This window comes from Bacillus sp. ISO11 (genome assembly GCF_003458115.1).
Lineage (GTDB): Bacteria > Bacillota > Bacilli > Bacillales > Bacillaceae_G > Bacillus_A > Bacillus_A cereus.
The window spans coordinates 226,955-244,778 of the sequence record NZ_QXCO01000001.1 but is presented as its reverse complement, the minus strand read 5'-3'; the positions used below and the strand labels follow the sequence as shown (position 1 = coordinate 244,778).

The window sequence follows — 17,824 nt, the reverse complement described above, 5'->3', positions numbered from 1 at the left end:
CGCTATTGCGTGTGTGTGTCGAGTGTTTGATTTGGGTGATAATCCGTATGTACATGCCAAATTACATTTAAGAGCCTGTCCAGTTCTTGGCTACAATCCACTGTTTTTTGAGAAGTCATTCCATAGCGTTCAGCAAAATAAATCATTTTTTCACGTTTTTTTTCAATCGCTTGCTCAAACATTGAAATCGGCTCCATCTCTAAATGAAATTTTTAGTATATATGTAGTACATATTATACAAAAACTCCATAAAAAAGAAATACCTTCGCTAAAAAAAGTAAAATTTCTACATTTTATGCCAAATATAAAGGCGTAACGAATAGGGTATGAGAAGAATATTGTAAAAATTAGCGTGTATGAGAAGGTTTTTTCCTTACGGATGCGAATACAATTAAAGGGCATGAGTTTTAGGATGGAGAGTGGAAATATTGCGTTTTGTAACGGCGAAGAAAGAAGAAAAGGTATTTGTAGGTATTGTGGATGAAGAAGAAAAAAAGGTATTACACTTAAGAGAAGCGCAAAGACAAAAAGGGGAAAAGGTTACAATCCCTATTACAATGTTAGAGTGTATTGAAAGAGGAACTGAATGCTTTGAGAAAGTATGTGAAATTGTAAATTGGGCAAAAGAAAACGGGGAAGCGGCGTATTATCCGTTAACAGAGGTGAAAATATTAGCACCGATTCCAAGGCCAAGAAAGAATATTTTGTGCGTTGGAAAAAACTATCGTGAGCATGCCATAGAAATGGGCGGAATAGAGTCTATTCCAGAAAATATAATGATTTTTACGAAAGCACCAACAACAGTTATTGGCATAAATGAGCAAATTAATGGTCACCCTCATGCAACGGACGAACTAGATTACGAAGGAGAATTAGCTATCATTATTGGTAAGCGAGGGAAGCAAATAAAAAAAGAAAAAGCGCTTGAGCATGTTTTTGGTTATACGATTATAAATGATGTAACAGCTCGAGACATTCAAAGAAAACATAAACAGTTTTTCCTTGGGAAAAGCTTCGATACATTTTGTCCGATGGGACCGTATTTAATTCATAAATCGGTGGTTAATGCGCCGAATGCATTACACATTGAAACGGTAGTAAATGGAGAAGTAAGGCAAACTTCCAACACAAATAAAATGATTTTTTCAATAGAAGAAATTATTTCAACGATAAGTAAAGGAATGACTTTAGAACCAGGCGATATTATCGCAACAGGAACCCCGGCTGGTGTCGGAAAAGGTTTCACACCACCGAAGTTTTTACATGCTGGTGATGAAGTGGTTATTACAGTAGAAGGAATTGGTACTTTGCGAAATGTAGTGAAGTGAAGAAAAGAGCTATCTTGTTAAAAGATAGCTCTTTTTTATGGCCTTGGGTTATAGAGGTAATCAATAACGGAAAAAGTGTAAAGACCAATGAATGCAAGTGTACAAATGCCAAATAGTATAACCGTAAGTGCGTTTTTTTCTCGTCCAAAACCAATGATAGTAAGAATAACAGCAGTCCAAAATGATGCTTTCAGTAGTGTGAATGTAGTAGGAGTTGAGTAGTGTGTAAGCCATGTTGTGGAAAGTAGGAAGCCAAAGAATGTAACTAAAATAAAAGATGTAGCTAAATAGTTAATATGTTTACCATATCTTAATAGCATATCGCACCTCCTTTACGATTTTAAAATACAGAAAATTACAAAAAATCTTAATATAAATGAATATAAAAAGAAAGAGGTTGTCCCAACATGTCGGACAACCTCTCTATCATTACGATAATACAGCTTTAATTTTTTGGAATGCCCACTCTAAATCTTCTTCAGAGATTACTAGAGGTGGTGCGATACGAATTACGTTTTCATGTGTTTCTTTACATAGTAGACCAGCTGCTTTTAGTTGTTCACAGTAAGGACGAGCTGGCTCGTTTAATTCGATACCGATGAATAAACCTTTACCACGAACTTCAGTGATCATTGGATTGTCAATTTCTTTTAATTGCCCAACTAATTTTTCTCCTAATTGAAGCGAACGCTCTGTTAATTTTTCTTCTTCTAACACTTCAAGAGCTGCGATAGACACAGCACATGCAAGTGGGTTACCACCGAATGTAGAACCGTGAGAACCTGGCTCAAATACACCTAAAATGTCGCGGTTTGCTGCAACACAAGAAATCGGGAACACGCCGCCACCAAGTGCTTTACCAAGTATGTACATGTCAGGAGTTACATCGTCCCAGTCACAAGCGAATACTTTACCAGTACGGCCTAAGCCTGTTTGGATTTCATCTGCTACAAATAAAACGTTTTCTTTTTTACATACTTCAAGAGCTTCTTTTAAGTAACCAGCTGGCGGGATGTTAATTCCTGCTTCACCTTGGATTGGCTCTAAAATGAATGCAGCTGTGTTTGGTGTAATTGCAGCTTTTAACGCTTCTAAATCACCGTAAGGAATTACAACGATGCCAGGAAGCATTGGACCGAATCCACGCTTGTACTCTTCGTTTGAAGACATAGAAACAGAACCCATTGTACGTCCGTGGAAGTTATCTTCACAAACGATGATTTCAGCGCGGTTTGCTTCTACTTTCTTCACATCATAAGCCCAGCGACGAACTGTTTTAATTGCAGTTTCAACAGCTTCAGCACCTGTATTCATTGGAAGTACCATTTCTTTATTAGTTAGTTTCGCAACTTTTTCGTACCAAGGACCTAATTGATCGCTATGGAAAGCACGAGAAGTTAACGTAACACGATTAGCTTGGTCAATTAAAGCGTTAATAATTTTCGGGTGACGATGACCTTGGTTTACTGCAGAATATGCACTTAATAAGTCCATATAGCGGTTTCCTTCAGGATCTTCTACCCAAACACCTTCTGCTTTAGAAATAACGATTGGAAGTGGGTGATAGTTATTTGCTCCATATGTGTCTGTAAGTTCGATAATATCCTTAGTTTGAATCATGATTGTTCCCCCTTTTGTTATTACAAGAAGTTTGTAAATACTCTAAATATTATATCATTTAAATGTAAAAAAGCGAAACATTTCCTGAAAATAAATGAACATGTTATCATATAGAGTGAAAAAGTGTGAAAAGAGGAGGTAAGGGATACGATGGTACATATGCATATTACAGCATGGGCGTTAGGTTTAATTTTATTCTTCGTTGCGTATTCACTTTATTCAGCAGGAAGAAAAGGTAAGGGTGTACATATGGGGCTTCGCCTAATGTATATCATCATTATTGTGACAGGCTTCATGTTGTACATGAGTATTGTGAAGACAGCAACAGGTAGCATGCACATGTGGTACGGCCTGAAAATGTTAGCTGGTATTTTAGTTATCGGCGGAATGGAAATGGTTCTTGTAAAAATGAGCAAAAACAAACCAACAGGGGCGGTTTGGGGCTTATTTATTGTTGCGCTAGTAGCAGTATTATACTTAGGACTGAAATTGCCACTTGGCTGGTACGTATTCAAATAAAAATAAAACCACCTTATAATCTCAAAGACTTGGGAGATAAGGTGGTTTTTATTTTTTATGTCGCATCGATATGCAACTCTTCTCCATTTACTTTCGTAAAACGGAACATATTTTTATTTGACGTAGTGTGACGTACGAAATGGTGCTGCAGTGTACAGATCATTTCGTCGTTATCAAACAAAAGAATATTTACTCCTTCGCGTGACTCCTCTTTCGGTAAGAAGGATAAATAATTATGACAATACATGCAATCATATAAAGAGTAGTGAAGTGATTGCAATGATTCAGTTAATAATGTGAAGACAGAGTCAGGTAATTCCTCGAGCCATTCATTATAGCTAAGAAGTAACTTTTTTCGAATACGTACCATTTCACCATTTTGCAAATGGTGTTGCTCGTTGGCGATTTGTAATACATCTTGTTCATAGAAACGGGCTGGTAACCAATTGTTATTATACAAAATTTCAAACCCATCTTCGGCAATATCTTCTAATAGAAACGCTTCATCATTTTCATCATCAAAGAATACCCATTCATTGTTTATATATTCTACATTACCGACTGTATGAGCACGGGGCTGGTTATATAAAATATGTTTACGTTGTATCATATACGATTTCTCCTTTATGAAAAGTAGTTATTCCTGTTATAGACAGTTCGTGCGTTCTTTATAACTAGACACATCTAGACATAGGTGGGCATACAATAAAACACGTTTTACTGAGTGAGAATGCTATTCCATATGTGGATAGTAGGTTATCGTCAAGTTTTTCATTTTTTGATCCGCACTCTTAGGGTGGGGATTACTGCACGTTCAAGAAAAGAAATAAGATGGAAGGATGATTTATATGTGCGGGATTACAGGATGGGTGGATTATAAACGCTCATTAGAAGGAGAAAGAGATGTCGTTACGAAGATGGCTGAGACGTTAGCGAAGCGGGGGCCGGATGATAATAAAGTTTGGATTAAAGGAAATGTCGCATTTGGGCATAAACGGTTAATCGTTGTAGACCCTGAGGGCGGTAAACAGCCGATGACTTGTTTAAAAGATGAAACGAATTACGCCATTTGCTATAACGGTGAACTTTATAACACAGAAGACATTCGAAAGGAATTATTAAGAAGAGGGTATACGTTCAAAGGTCATTCTGATACAGAAGTATTATTAGCTTCTTATATTGAATGGAAAGAAGAATGTGTCGATCATTTAAACGGTATATATGCGTTTGCAGTATGGGACGAACAGAAAGAACAAGTATTTATTGCGAGAGATCGATTAGGTGTAAAGCCACTTTTTTATAAATATGATAGCGGACGCTTACTATTTGGTTCGGAGTTAAAAGCGATATTGTCGCATCCAGATGTGAAGGCGGAAGTAACATTAGAAGGGTTATCAGAAATATTCGGACTCGGACCGTCAAGAACGCCTGGCCACGGTATTTATGCTGGTATAAAAGAATTACGTCCAGGTCATGCGATGACATTTTCAAAGAACGGTTTATGTATATGGAGATATTGGAATGTAGAAAGTAAAAAACATGAAGACTCTTTTGAAGAAACAGTAGAGAAAACGCGCTTTTTACTACAAGATGCCATTACAAGACAGCTTGTTTCTGATGTACCACTATGTACCTTTTTATCAGGTGGTGTAGATTCGAGCGCTATTACAGCTATTGCGGCGAAAGAATACGAGAGATCAGGAAAAGGACAATTACACACGTATTCAATTGATTACGAAGATAATGACAAATACTTTAAAGCGAATGCGTTTCAGCCAAATTCAGATGCTCCGTTTATTAATTTGATGACAGAGACGTTTCAAACAACTCATCATCGTTGCGTCATTTCGAATGAAAAACTAGCAGAGTATTTAACGGAGGCGGTACTCGTTCGTGATTTGCCTGGTATGGCAGATATCGATTCGTCATTATTATGGTTTTGCCGCGAAATTAAACAAGATTTTGTCGTCGGCTTATCTGGAGAATGTGCAGATGAAATATTTGGTGGATATCCGTGGTTTTATAGAGAAGATGATTTACAATCGAGTGCATTTCCATGGATGCGTTCTACAGAAGCGCGTGAACAACTTCTAAAAAAAGAATGGAGAAATAAATTAAATTTACAACAATATGTACAAAGGCGTTATGAAGAGTCGATTCAAGAAGTTCCTATTTTAGAGGGGGAAAGTCCGCTAGAAGCAAAAAGACGCCAATTATTTTATTTAAATATGGTATGGTTTATGACAACATTATTAGACAGAAAAGACCGCATGAGTATGGGGGCAAGCTTAGAAGTACGTGTTCCATTTGCAGATCATCGTCTTGTCGAATATGCGTGGAATATTCCTTGGGAAATGAAAATGTATAAAAACCGCGAAAAAGGTCTATTACGTAAAGCGTTAGAAGATGTGCTTCCGCATGACATCTTATATAGAAAGAAGAGCCCGTATCCGAAAACGCATAATCCGCACTATACGAAAGCAGTCACAGTATGGCTGCAAGATTTATTAACAGATAAAGGTTCAATTTTACACGAACTATTTGATAAAGAGCAGTTGAGCGGATTGATTCAGTCTGGCGGCAGTGCATTTCAATCACCTTGGTTCGGGCAATTAATGACAGGTCCTCAACTTTTAGCTCATTTAGCACAAATTCACGTTTGGTTTAAAGAGTATGGGGTAAATATTAAGGAATAAGGGAAAAGCGACTTACTTTTATGTAAGTCGCTTTTTATTAAAGAAATTGTCAAATGAAATTAAAAATCATATTAGAAAAAATACTTATTTAGAATAATTATCTTTACGTACTTATTATTGTTTGCTATAATTGGAAACAAATGTTCTTGAAAAAGATTCTCATTTATAAAATTGAGGTGTTATATAGATGACAAAGAAAAAAATAGGTTTACTCGTAATGGCGTATGGAACGCCAGAATCATTAGATGATGTAGAAGCGTACTACACACATATTCGCCACGGTCGTAAACCTTCCAAAGAGGCACTCCAAGATTTAATCGAGCGCTATAAAGCGATTGGTGGAATTTCGCCGCTTGCAAAAATTACGAAAGAACAGGCGCATAAATTAACAGATTCAATGAATAACATATTTACAGAGTATGAATTTACTTGTTACTTAGGTTTAAAACATATTGCACCATTTATAGAAGATGCGGTAGAAGAAATGAAGCGTGATAGGATTGAGCAAGCGATTAGTATCGTATTAGCGCCACATTACTCTACATTTAGCATTAAAGCGTATAATGACCGTGCTATTCGTCTTTCGCAAGAAATTGGTGGTCCTGTTATTGAACCAATTGAACAATGGTATGATGAACCGAAATTTATTTCGTATTGGGCAGACCAAATAAAAGAGACGTTTACAGAAATTGATAATAAAGAGAAAGCAGTCGTAATTTTTTCAGCGCATAGTTTGCCAGAAAAAATTATTGCAACAGGAGACCCATATGTAGAACAACTAAAGCATACGGCAGATTTAATTGCAGAAGCTGCAAATATTCAAAACTATACAATCGGTTGGCAAAGTGCTGGGAATACTCCAGATCCGTGGATTGGTCCAGATGTGCAAGATTTAACGAAAGATTTATATGAAGAGCATGGGTACGGATCTTTCGTATATTGCCCAGTTGGTTTTGTAGCGGAGCATTTAGAAGTTTTATATGACAACGATTATGAATGTAAAGTTGTAACGGATGAATTAAATGCCAAATATTTCAGACCAAATATGCCGAATGCACAATCTGCATTTATCGACTGTTTGGCTGAAATTGTTTCCAAAAAAGTGAAGGAAATAGTTGACAAAGATTTAGTTTTGAATAATAATTAATTTATAATAATTTTAAATAAATAATGATTACTACGAAAGAAAGAGGAGGATCCCCCTAGATGAATCCAAATAATCGCTTAACAACAAACCAAGGTGCTCCAGTTGGAGACAACCAAAATTCTCGTACAGCTGGTCGTCGTGGACCAGTATTATTAGAAGACTATCATTTAGTAGAAAAACTTGCGCACTTTGATCGTGAACGTATTCCGGAGCGTGTTGTGCATGCACGTGGTGCAGGTGCTCACGGTGTATTCGTAACGAAAAATAGTATGAAGCAATATACGAAAGCAGCATTTTTACAAAATGAAGGAACTGAAACGCCTGTATTTGTTCGTTTTTCAACGGTTATTCATGGTCAAGGTTCTCCTGAAACAGCACGTGACCCACGTGGGTTTGCTGTTAAATTTTATACAGAAGAAGGAAACTACGATATCGTAGGTAATCATTTACCAGTTTTCTTCATTCGTGATGCAATTAAATTCCCTGATATGGTACATTCCTTAAAACCAGCACCTGATACGAATATTCAAACGCCAGATCGTTATTGGGATTTCATGACGTTAAGTCCAGAATCTACACATATGATGACATGGGTATTTTCTGATTACGGTACACCAGCAAGCTATCGTGAAATGGAAGGTTTCGGCGTCCATTCATTTAAATGGATTAATGAAGAAGGCAAAATTGTTTATATTAAATACCACTGGAAACCACAGCAAGGTGTACGTAACTTAAATGCGAAAGAAGTGCAAGAAGTACAAGGGAAAGACTTCAATCATGCAACTCGTGACTTGTTCGATGCAATCGAAAAAGGAAATTACCCAAAATGGGATTTACACGTACAAGTTATGCAATTAGATGAAATGGACTCTTTAGACTTTGATCCACTAGATCCAACGAAAGTATGGCCAGAAGATCGCTTCCCATTAATGGAAGTAGGGACAATGACGTTAAATCGTAATCCGAAAAACTTCTTTGCAGAAGTAGAGCAAGTAGCGTTCTCTCCAAGTGCAACTGTAAATGGTATTGAGCCATCGGAAGATAAATTATTACAAGGTCGTTTATTCTCTTACCCAGATACACAGCGTTATCGTCTTGGTGCAAATTACTTACAAATTCCTGTAAACTGCCCATACGCAGCTGTTCAGAATCAACAACGTGATGGTGCGATGCAAGTGAATCAAAACCCATCTACAATCAACTACGAACCGAGTCGTCATGCAGAGAATCCAGTTGAAGACAAAGCTTACCGCGATTCAACTATGAAAGTAGAAGGCTATGTATCTCGTGAAAAAATTGAGAAACCAAATGACTTCAAACAAGCAGGTGAGCGTTACCGTTCGTTCTCTAAAGAAGAGCAAGATAACTTAATTGCAAACTTAACAAATGATCTAAAAGACGTAAATGAACGCACAAAATTATTAGCTGTTTGTAACTTCTTCCGTGCAGATCAAGAATACGGTATGCGTTTAGCGCAGGCATTAAATGTTGATATTACGCAATATGTAGGAAATGCTCCGAAATAAATAGGAAAAGACGACCGGGCTTCGGTCGTCTTTTTTGTATAAAGTTATGTGGGGTATTTCGCATGTAAAACATGTCGGAATTTGTTGGTAAATCGATATGTTGTGTCGAACCGTTGATATATTGAAAGAAACAATCGATATATTTGAAAAATCGTTGATATATCCAAAAAACCGTTAATATATTTCCGGTTATACTAGGTGGGGTATGTTGCCCGGTGCGCAAAAAAGAGATGCAATCTATTACTAATAGATTGCATCTCTTTTTTAGTTTGCTCGCTCTGCATGTTCATAAGCTTTCTCACCATGCATCGAAATATCAAGTCCCATATGTTCCTCGTGCTCATCTACCCGGACAGGGAGGAAGAAGTTGATTGCTTTAATAATGGCATACGTCATTATAATTGTGAACGCATATGTTGCGCCGATCGCTACAAGTTGTTTCAACAGCAGCGAGGCGTTTCCGTAAAATAATCCGTTAGCGCCATCGCCGTTTACGGCAGTAGTTGCAAATAGTCCTGTTGCAATACCGCCCCAAGTTCCTCCGATGCCGTGGCATCCAAAGGCATCAAGTGTATCGTCATAACCGAATTTTGTTTTTAAGAAGAAAACGGCGCCAAAGCATAATATACCACCAATTGCTCCGATAAGAAGAGCTGAGAAAGGTGTAACGAACCCGCAAGCTGGTGTAATAGCGACTAGACCAGAAACAACTCCGCAAGCAGCTCCCATCGCAGTCGGTTTTGATTGGAAGAACCACTCTGAAAGCATCCAAGTTAATGCTGAGGCAGCAGCGGCTATATTTGTATTAATAAATGCAGTTAAAGCTACATCATTTAAAGATAATGCGCTTCCGACGTTAAAACCGAACCAGCCAAACCATAATAAGCCTGCGCCTAACATTGTAAATGGCAAATGATGAGGAGAAGAACCATTTATGTTTTTTCGTTTTCCAAGGAAAATAGCTAATACAAGACCAGCAACTCCGGAAGTGATGTGAACGACGTTTCCGCCAGCGAAGTCTAGTGCACCAAGTTCCCTTAGCCAACCGCCGACGCCCCATACCCAATGAGCGACAGGATTGTAAACGATCGTTGTCCATAGAAGGATAAAAATAAGAAAGGCAGAAAATCGCATTCTTTCAGCAAATGCACCTGAAATTAAAGCTGGAGTTAAAATGGCGAACATGAGTTGAAACATCATGAATAAATTGTGAGGAATAGTAGATGAGTAGTCTGGATTTGGTGCGTAGGTAACTCCGTTTAGACCGAACCAATCAAGTGTACCGATAAGCCCGTGCCAATCTGGTCCGAATGATAAAGAATAGCCGATAACAATCCATTGAATCGAAACGATAGCCATTGCACTATAACTATGCATCGTTGTACTGAGTACATTTTTGCTGCGAACCATACCTCCATAAAAAAGTGCCAATCCTGGTGTCATCAACATGACCATTACTGTCGTCACAAACATAAAAACTGTATCCCCCATATTCATGAGCTCTCCTCCTATGATGTTAGAAAAAACAACATCGTTTTGTTATGTTTCATATCATATTCGAAATTAAACTAAAAATCAACTAAAAATCCAGAAAATTATATACATGATGTCATGAAACCTAACATGAATTATTTTGTGAGGATTAAAATCGACATATGCGTTTCATTCGGATAATTGGTATAATATTCTTACAATTAAAAAGCTTGGGGGATGCGTGTGGGAAAAATACGGACTAGGAAACTATTCATTTGTTTTTGCTTAGCTGTTGTTTTGTTTGTACCAATACATACTTTTGCAGACGAAAAAAGAGAGTGGAAAGATGAAGTTATATACTACATTATGATTGATCGCTTCAATAATGGAGAACCGAAAAATGACAAACAGTTAGAAGTTGGTAATTTAGAAGGGTATCAAGGAGGGGATATAAGAGGAATTATAAAAAGGTTGGATTACATAAAAGAAATGGGTTTTACTACCGTTATGCTTTCGCCGCTTTTTGAAAGTGGAAAGTACGATGGATTAGACGTGCGAAATTTTAAAAAGGTAAATGAACATTTCGGGACAGACAATGATGTGAAAGAACTTGTAAAAGAAGTTCATGCAAAAGGAATGAAAGTTGTATTTCAATTTCCGCTTGGAGAAAACGAACGACAGGTAATTGACGCAATGAAATGGTGGATAAAAGAAGTTGATTTAGACGGAAGTTATGTTATACATAGTGAAAAAAAGCCGCGTTCCTTTTGGGATAACGCGCAAAAAGATATGCAAGTGATAAAGAAAGATTTTCGTATTATGACAAAGGAGGATAGCGAATACAACGAAAAAATAGTAGAATCGTTTTCTAAAGCAGATGTATCGGTGAAATCGTTATACGATGTGAGTAAAAAAGAAGGAGAATTTGTTACGTTCTTAGATAATCAAGAAACAAAAAGATATGCGCGTATTGCAAAAGAAAATATGTATTATCCGCCATCACGTTTAAAACTGGCGCTTACTTATTTGTTAACATCACCTGGAATTCCGAATTTTTATTACGGAACTGAAATTGCATTAGATGGAGGAAGTGTACCCGATAATAGACGATTAATGGATTTTAAGTCAGACGAAAAGTTTATGCAACACATAGCAAAACTAGGTGAACTTAGGCAAGCGAGACCGTCTTTACGACGCGGTACGTTTGAGCTTCTGTATGATAAGAGCGGGATGAGCATACTAAAACGAAAATATAAAGATGAAGTAACTTTAGTAGCAATTAATAATACGAAAGAAACACAAAAAGTCTCCTTACCTGCAAGTGTAATTGGTGAAAAACAAGAGTTAAGAGGATTGTTGCAGGATGAAATTATAAGAGAGGAAAACGGAAAATTTTATCTCGTTTTAAAGCGTGAAGAATCAAACGTGTATAAAGTTAAAGGAGAAACAGGTGTGAATTGGTTATTTATCTCCTTAATCGTTGGGGTGAATGTATTATTTATTGCGTTTTTAATTGCAGTTAAAAGGAAGCGTAGATGAGAAGTTGCTGGCTCTATGTTCATGTCTTCTTATTGTATATGTAAGTTTGTTCGGTGGCGCGATAGTATTTATTCTGTTGATATGAAATTTCTTAAGAGGAACGATGTGAGAATGAAAACTTCTCTAATGAGAGGGGGATTTCAGGTTAGGGAGAAAAAGCCTTCTTCCTAACCTGTTTTTGTGTCCATACGGATAGAGAAAGGCCTTTGAAATAAACAATAGTTGCATCTTTATTAAAAATTTATGCTTCTTTTTAACTCCATCCAAATATGATTGAAATTAAGATGGTTCAAGTCGGAGGAAGGCACTTTGAGGTGTCTTTTTTTTATGACCTTTATCATTAACTATTTAATGTTTTTTAAATGATTACATGACATATTTTTTTTGTACCAAGCTTTGTTGATACAGTTAGACTTATCCGTTAGTGTATTCGTATTATTAGAACATCCTACAGTATTTAGGGAGAATGTGGCCAATAAAAACCATAATATTAATTTCTTCAAATAACCACTTCTAACTCTTTTTTAATTAACATTTTTTAAAATACTTATTAATTTTACATTACATTAAAGGTTGGAAAATATTCTTATACTCATAAATTGTTACGTTTTGGCGAGGAGAGGAATTATGAGTTATAGCAATTTTTAAGATGACTTTGGCCTAGGATGTAATTACTAAGAAAAGTAATTCAAATCGAAGGGGGAAACGTCTTGAGGTGTCTTTTTCTTATTTTCAATAAGGTCTGCTAAATACATGTATAAAACAAATTCTACAATAAGGCCTAGTTTAATCATACGGTCACTTGTAAAGTATGCGTATGGTTAGACCCTGTTCACTTAGCGATTTTCACCGCATATACCTTTTTCTATAGTTTGTTCTCGTAATATTGTCTCTACAAGACAAAAAAGAAAACTCCTCTAATTAAGAGGAGTTTTCTTTTTAGCGGTAGTTAATGAACTGTACGTCGATTGGTAAATCAGCGCTACGAACAGCTGCGATTACTGCTTGTAAGTCATCACGGCTTTTTGCTGTAACACGTACTTGATCATCTTGTACTTGTGTTTTTACTTTTAATTTCATTTCTTTAATGATGTTGTTAATTTTTTTCGCGTTATCTTTATCGATACCTTGTTGAAGTGTTGCGCGTTGGCGAACAGTGTTGCCAGTTGCAGCTTCAACTTTTCCGTAATCTAAGTTCTTAATTGGAACGTTACGTTTTACAAGTTTAGAGATAAGAACGTCTTTTACTTGCTCTAATTTAAACTCGTCATCAGAAGTTAAAACAAGTACTTCTTTTTCTAATTTAATATCACTTTTACTTCCTTTAAAGTCATATCGGTTTTGGATTTCTTTTAATGCGATATTAATTGCGTTTGTTACTTCAGGTAATTCTACTTTCGAAACGATGTCAAAAGAACTATCTTTTGCCATAGTTAGCACCTCCAAATAAATTTCTAATCTTGTTATGTACTGTACATACTAAAGTATAGCTGAAAACGAGTCTAGACTTAAGTGTTTTCGTACTTATATTCATGTAACCTCATTTTATTATAGTGAATTTTGGGCAGTTGGACAAATACAGGAAAAATCATGTTATAATTAACTTTTGTTTGGAATGATAAAAAAGATAATTTTATATATATAGAAGGGAATTAAAAAATATGTATTTGCAAATAGGATCGATTGAACAGGTAACTGTTTTACGCGAAACGGAAATCGGATATATGGTTGGGAATGAAGAAGAAGAAATTTTCCTACATAAAAACGAAGTAGCTGGAGAAATTGAAGAAGGCGATACGATTGATGTATTCTTATACCTTGATCACCAAAATCGTATTTCAGCAACAATGAAGGAACCAATTATTACAACTTATGATTGGAACTGGGTAAAGGTTGTAGAAGTTATTCCTAGTTTAGGTGTGTTTGTTGATATTGGTGTGTCAAAAGATATACTAATTCCAGCTGATGAGTTCCCGATTTATATGCCGGTATGGCCAGAAGTAGGCGACGAATTATATTGTACGTTAAAATTAACGAATCGTGATCGTTTAATCGCTCTTCCAGCGAGAGACAGTGATATGCAAGAAATTATCGTAGATGCAACGCCATCTATGCGTAATAAAAATGTAAATGGACGTGTATATCGTTCGCTTCAAGTAGGTTCATTCGTTTTAACAGATGAACATTTCCGTGCTTTCTTACACCATACAGAAAGAAAAGAACAAGTCCGCATCGGTCAGCGTGTAACAGGACGTATTATTGACGTCAAAGATGACGGTACAATTAACATTTCACTTCTTCCTCGTAAAGAAGAAGGAATGGAAGACGATGCTGCAGTAATTTATGCATATATGGAAGAACGAGGCGGAGCAATGCCGTTTTGGGATAAGAGCCATCCAGAAGATATTAAAGAACGCTTTAACATGAGTAAAGCTGCATTTAAGCGCGCACTTGGTAAGTTGATGAAAGAAGAAAAGGTTTACCAAGAAGAAGGTTGGACTTACTTTAAGAAATAAGATGAAAGATTAAAAAGCACCCCCTTATCTAAAAAGATAAGGGGGTGCTTTTTTTAATTTCCTTGCGGAGAAACAAGAGTAAATGTATCTTTCAAATCACTATCATTTATTTTAATATTTGCCTTTTTTAATTCCTCTTGTAACAATTTTTTGCTGAATACAGGATCAGCAGTACGTTCTTCCTCTAAGTTTTTGCGAATAGAGTTTTTTACTTCATCGTAAGGTTTTAAATCTTTTTTATCAGTTAATTTAATAACGTGATAACCGTTTGATGATTTTACGGGGTTGCTAATTTGTCCAACATTTAGTTTGTAGGCAGCCGTTTCGAATTCAGGAGCCATTGTACCTGAATTGAAGTATCCAAGGTCTCCGCCTTTATCTTTTGATAGTAGATCTTGTGATTCTTGTTTTGCTAATTCTTCAAATGAAGCACCAGCATCTAGTTTACTCTTTATTTCTTTCGCTTCATTTTCGTCACTTACTAAAATGTGACTCGCTTTAATTTCTGGCTTATAGTGGTCTTTTACGTCTTTCTCTGTAATGCTTTTCTTAATCGCTTCATTCATAGCAAGTTTGAACTTAATTTGATTTTTAAAATCCTCTTCATCTTTTAAACCATTATTTTCTAATACTTTTTTGAATTGATCTCCATATTGTTTTTTTACTTTTTCTACTTCTTTATTTACCTCTTCATCAGGTACTTTATATTTTTTTGTGATGACGTCTTGTGCCATCATTTCGTATAGCATGTCTTTTCCGTAACGATCTTTCAATTGTTTTTCGAAGTTATCCTTTGTAATGGTCGAGTCTGTTGCTGTAGCGACTGTAGCTGAGCCATTTTTTTGTTCGCAAGCAGATAGCATCAATATACTTATTAGTGCAGTAATAATGAAAATATGTTTCCCTCTCATGCCAACACCTCATCCGAATATGTTATCGCTATTGTAGAATATAGAAGTGAACATGAAGTGAATTTTTAATGTTTTTTTCCTTTAAAATGTAAAAAAGTACATCAACATAATTGTTGATGTACGATGGAATCAAAGGTGATCGGTCTTTTTAGAGTATGCACGTTTACCTTGCTGAATATTTTTTTGCTCTTGCTCATTTTTTTGTGTGCGTTTTGCGTTATTATCGCGTGCTTTTTTGTCGTTATCACTCGTATGTGGCATATGTATCAACTCCATTTCTAAACGTTGTACGTTTATCATTTCCTTTTTCGTAAAGACTATGTATAGCGGTGCATTTATGAAGGGTAAAGGTGGATTCGAAATGGATTTGAAGTTGAATTATACTGAACTTATAAAGAAGTTAATCGTTGTAATCATCGCAGGTTTATTAAACGCGATTGGGATGAATTTATTTTTAACGCCAGCAAAAGTGTATGCGAGCGGCTTTGCTGGATTGTCTCAATTATTATCACAAATATTAGGTGATTTTTTATCGATTCACATATCTACGGGAGTATTGTTTAGCTTATTTAATATTCCTGTCGTTATTTTAGCGTGGAAAAAGGTTGGAAAGGCCTTCACCTTTTTCAGTTTTCTTTGTGTTATATTTATGACTTTGTTTCTAGAGATCATCCCTGTTAGAGCGGTTTCGAATGATATCATATTAAATGCGATTTTTGGCGGGATTATTTCGGCAATTGGAGTAGGGATTGCTTTAAAGTGGGGTGCTTCTACAGGTGGATTAGATATTATCGCCATGATTTTATCAAAAATAAAAGATAAGCCTGTCGGTACATACTTTTTCTTTTTTAATGCAATTATCATTATCGCTGCTGGCTATGTATATGGATGGGAAAAAGCGTTGTATACGCTAGTGACTTTATATGTATCAACGAGAATTATTGATGCAATTCATACTCGTCATGTAAAGATTACAGCATTAATTGTTACGAAGAATGGGGCAGACGTAAGAAAGGCGATTCACTCGCGATTAGTAAGAGGGATTACAACGATACCAGCAACAGGTGCTTATACGAATGAAAATAAAGAAATGTTAATGATGGTTATTACCCGTTACGAGTTATACGAATTAGAGAGGATTATTAAACAAGTGGACCCAGGTGCATTTACAAATATACTGCAAACAGTTGGGGTGTTCGGATTGTTTCGGAAAGATTAAAGAGGACCAAAGTTGGTCCTCTTTTTTAATGTAAATTCGTGATGTTTTGCAATTGCTCTTGCATTTCACGGAGCTGAACTTTTTCAGCGGTTGAAGAGTTTGCGTAAGCGGATTGCAAAGCATTTTTTGCTCTATACACGAGATCTTGTTGCTCAGTACCGCTTGAACAAGATACGGCATTTTCAACAGCATCTCTAGCTTGTTGGAATAGTAAGTTCCCCATTTAAACCCCTCCAAAAGAAGAGTTACTTCTTGCTTTTTCTGCCTCAGCTAATGTACCTCTGTACGGGAATCTTGCATCATGCTTCATAACAGCATCGGCTCCTTGTTGGATAAAACGTTTTGATTTGTTCTTTTTACCCATTCGAAAAACCCCCTTTATTTAGCTGAAAACAATCGACGCAATGTCTCATGCGTCTACTTATAGTATGGACATTTGGCAGGAAACTATAAGTAGGGAATTTTTAGATTACAACCCAAGAACCTCTTCTAAATATAAAGCAATACCATCTTCTTCGTTCGTTAACGTCGTATGGTTTGCGAGTGATTTTAATTCAGGGATGGCATTTCCCATTGCGATGCCGTGACCAGCAAATTCAATCATTTCAAAATCATTATCTTCATCACCGAAAGCGATAATTCGCTCTTGTGGAATGTTGTAATGACTAGAAATTTTTTGTAATCCAACTGCTTTATTTAATCCGCTTTTCACAATTTCAATAATCGGCCAAGGTGCGCCCCATTTTCTATGGTCGATTACTTCCGCATGCATATCCGTTAAATGTTGACGAATTGCAGTAGAATGCTCGTCATGTGCGTCAATTAATAAGCAAGTTGGATGATCGTTTAAAATATTTAATAAGTCTCCGGTAAAAATCTTAGGAGAGCCGAATTCGAAAATATGTTTTTTATCTTCATCAATTTCACGAACATACACATCGTCCATTACTTCCGCGTATATATTTTTTACGCCAAAATCAAAGCAAGCTCGGACAATTTCTTGCGCTGTTGCTAGCTCAAGAGGAGAGTGATGTGTTCCCCAGTTTGAATCAAGAGGATGATGTACGTAAGCGCCGTTAAAGTTTACGATAGGTGTGTTAAGATCAAGTTCTTTATAGTAATCGTAACTAGCACGGAATGGACGTCCTGTTGAAATAACAACAATATGTCCCTGTTCCTTTGCTTTTGCAATTGTATGTTTCGTTCGAGTGGAAATTATTTTGTTGTCTGTTAATAAAGTGCCGTCTAAGTCTAATGCGATTAAATGTTGTTTGTTCATAATTTCACCTCTTATAATAATTTTTTTGTATCTATCTGTATTTCCGTTTTT

General features: G+C 36.2%; 19 protein-coding genes. 8 read left to right on the top strand and 11 right to left on the bottom strand.

All coding sequences use genetic code 11. The features are described 5' to 3' along the window. Window positions 1-2: 2 nt before the first annotated feature. On the bottom strand, window positions 3-182 hold the full coding sequence (locus D1166_RS01310) for an aspartyl-phosphate phosphatase Spo0E family protein (protein ID WP_097855572.1): 180 nt from the start codon (window positions 180-182) through the stop codon (window positions 3-5). 246 nt (window positions 183-428) lie between these two features. Between D1166_RS01310 and D1166_RS01305 the strand changes: the two genes are divergently transcribed. Beyond that, window positions 429-1,328, top strand: a complete 900-nt coding sequence (locus D1166_RS01305) for a fumarylacetoacetate hydrolase family protein (protein WP_001213086.1) — start codon at window positions 429-431, stop codon at window positions 1,326-1,328. 35 nt (window positions 1,329-1,363) lie between these two features. On the opposite strand, the gene D1166_RS01300 is transcribed toward D1166_RS01305, so the two are convergent. Next, window positions 1,364-1,648 carry a hypothetical protein gene (locus tag D1166_RS01300; protein WP_000926862.1) on the bottom strand — a complete coding sequence of 95 codons (285 nt, stop codon included), beginning with the start codon at window positions 1,646-1,648 and terminating at the stop codon, window positions 1,364-1,366. 109 nt (window positions 1,649-1,757) lie between these two features. Continuing rightward, a complete protein-coding gene (rocD, locus tag D1166_RS01295; protein WP_000616660.1) occupies window positions 1,758-2,948 on the bottom strand; it encodes an ornithine aminotransferase in 1,191 nt (396 codons plus the stop codon). Window positions 2,949-3,098: 150 nt separating this feature from the next. Here rocD and D1166_RS01290 point away from each other — a divergent pair, with 150 nt between their 5' ends. Then, the gene (locus D1166_RS01290; protein WP_000233495.1) at window positions 3,099-3,467 is read left to right on the top strand and encodes a YisL family protein; all 369 of its coding nucleotides are present in this window, start codon (window positions 3,099-3,101) and stop codon (window positions 3,465-3,467) included. A 55-nt stretch (window positions 3,468-3,522) separates the two neighbouring features. Here the strand turns inward: D1166_RS01290 and D1166_RS01285 are convergent, their stop codons facing one another. Then, on the bottom strand, window positions 3,523-4,077 hold the full coding sequence (locus D1166_RS01285) for a DUF2777 domain-containing protein (protein ID WP_000616049.1): 555 nt from the start codon (window positions 4,075-4,077) through the stop codon (window positions 3,523-3,525). Window positions 4,078-4,315: 238 nt separating this feature from the next. Between D1166_RS01285 and asnB the strand changes: the two genes are divergently transcribed. The 3 genes from asnB (at window position 4,316) to katB (ending at window position 8,836) form a co-directional block, all read left to right on the top strand. Beyond that, complete coding sequence (gene asnB / locus D1166_RS01280) at window positions 4,316-6,163, top strand: asparagine synthase (glutamine-hydrolyzing) (protein WP_000334001.1); 1,848 nt, start codon at window positions 4,316-4,318, stop codon at window positions 6,161-6,163. 187 nt (window positions 6,164-6,350) lie between these two features. Then, window positions 6,351-7,310, top strand: coding sequence for a ferrochelatase (gene hemH / locus D1166_RS01275; RefSeq protein WP_097855573.1), 960 nt, complete (start codon window positions 6,351-6,353; stop codon window positions 7,308-7,310). 59 nt (window positions 7,311-7,369) lie between these two features. Continuing rightward, window positions 7,370-8,836 carry a catalase KatB gene (gene katB / locus D1166_RS01270; RefSeq protein WP_001069181.1) on the top strand — a complete coding sequence of 489 codons (1,467 nt, stop codon included), beginning with the start codon at window positions 7,370-7,372 and terminating at the stop codon, window positions 8,834-8,836. A gap of 264 nt (window positions 8,837-9,100) precedes the next feature. Here katB and D1166_RS01265 read toward each other — a convergent pair whose 3' ends face one another. Then, on the bottom strand, window positions 9,101-10,333 hold the full coding sequence (locus tag D1166_RS01265; protein ID WP_001055857.1) for an ammonium transporter: 1,233 nt from the start codon (window positions 10,331-10,333) through the stop codon (window positions 9,101-9,103). Window positions 10,334-10,546: 213 nt separating this feature from the next. On the opposite strand from D1166_RS01265, the gene D1166_RS01260 reads away from it, so the two are divergent. Continuing rightward, on the top strand, window positions 10,547-11,848 hold the full coding sequence (locus D1166_RS01260) for an alpha-amylase family glycosyl hydrolase (RefSeq protein ID WP_097855574.1): 1,302 nt from the start codon (window positions 10,547-10,549) through the stop codon (window positions 11,846-11,848). Between the two features lie 939 nt (window positions 11,849-12,787). Here the strand turns inward: D1166_RS01260 and D1166_RS01250 are convergent. Beyond that, window positions 12,788-13,279 carry a YajQ family cyclic di-GMP-binding protein gene (locus D1166_RS01250; protein WP_001040149.1) on the bottom strand — a complete coding sequence of 164 codons (492 nt, stop codon included), beginning with the start codon at window positions 13,277-13,279 and terminating at the stop codon, window positions 12,788-12,790. A gap of 230 nt (window positions 13,280-13,509) precedes the next feature. Here D1166_RS01250 and D1166_RS01245 point away from each other — a divergent pair, with 230 nt between their 5' ends. Continuing rightward, window positions 13,510-14,364, top strand: a complete 855-nt coding sequence (locus D1166_RS01245) for a CvfB family protein (protein ID WP_000281262.1) — start codon at window positions 13,510-13,512, stop codon at window positions 14,362-14,364. Window positions 14,365-14,417: 53 nt separating this feature from the next. On the opposite strand, the gene prsA is transcribed toward D1166_RS01245, so the two are convergent. Together prsA and D1166_RS01235 are read right to left on the bottom strand one after the other, a co-directional pair. Beyond that, window positions 14,418-15,275, bottom strand: coding sequence for a peptidylprolyl isomerase PrsA (gene prsA / locus D1166_RS01240; RefSeq protein ID WP_001214202.1), 858 nt, complete (start codon window positions 15,273-15,275; stop codon window positions 14,418-14,420). Between the two features lie 129 nt (window positions 15,276-15,404). Next, window positions 15,405-15,536 carry a DUF3941 domain-containing protein gene (locus tag D1166_RS01235; RefSeq protein ID WP_001120851.1) on the bottom strand — a complete coding sequence of 44 codons (132 nt, stop codon included), beginning with the start codon at window positions 15,534-15,536 and terminating at the stop codon, window positions 15,405-15,407. A gap of 100 nt (window positions 15,537-15,636) precedes the next feature. Here D1166_RS01235 and D1166_RS01230 point away from each other — a divergent pair, with 100 nt between their 5' ends. Continuing rightward, the gene (locus D1166_RS01230) at window positions 15,637-16,494 is read left to right on the top strand and encodes a YitT family protein (protein ID WP_000364431.1); all 858 of its coding nucleotides are present in this window, start codon (window positions 15,637-15,639) and stop codon (window positions 16,492-16,494) included. A 25-nt stretch (window positions 16,495-16,519) separates the two neighbouring features. Here D1166_RS01230 and D1166_RS01225 read toward each other — a convergent pair whose 3' ends face one another. The 3 genes from D1166_RS01225 to D1166_RS01215 all read right to left on the bottom strand — a co-directional run bounded on the left by D1166_RS01225 (window position 16,520) and on the right by D1166_RS01215 (window position 17,773). Beyond that, entirely contained in the window at window positions 16,520-16,717 is a 198-nt protein-coding gene (locus D1166_RS01225; RefSeq protein ID WP_000527407.1) for a DUF3813 domain-containing protein, read from the bottom strand. Further along, window positions 16,718-16,858, bottom strand: a complete 141-nt coding sequence (locus D1166_RS01220; protein ID WP_000516816.1) for a hypothetical protein — start codon at window positions 16,856-16,858, stop codon at window positions 16,718-16,720. A 105-nt stretch (window positions 16,859-16,963) separates the two neighbouring features. Beyond that, window positions 16,964-17,773, bottom strand: coding sequence for a Cof-type HAD-IIB family hydrolase (locus D1166_RS01215; protein ID WP_001041232.1), 810 nt, complete (start codon window positions 17,771-17,773; stop codon window positions 16,964-16,966). Window positions 17,774-17,824: the final 51 nt, after the last annotated feature.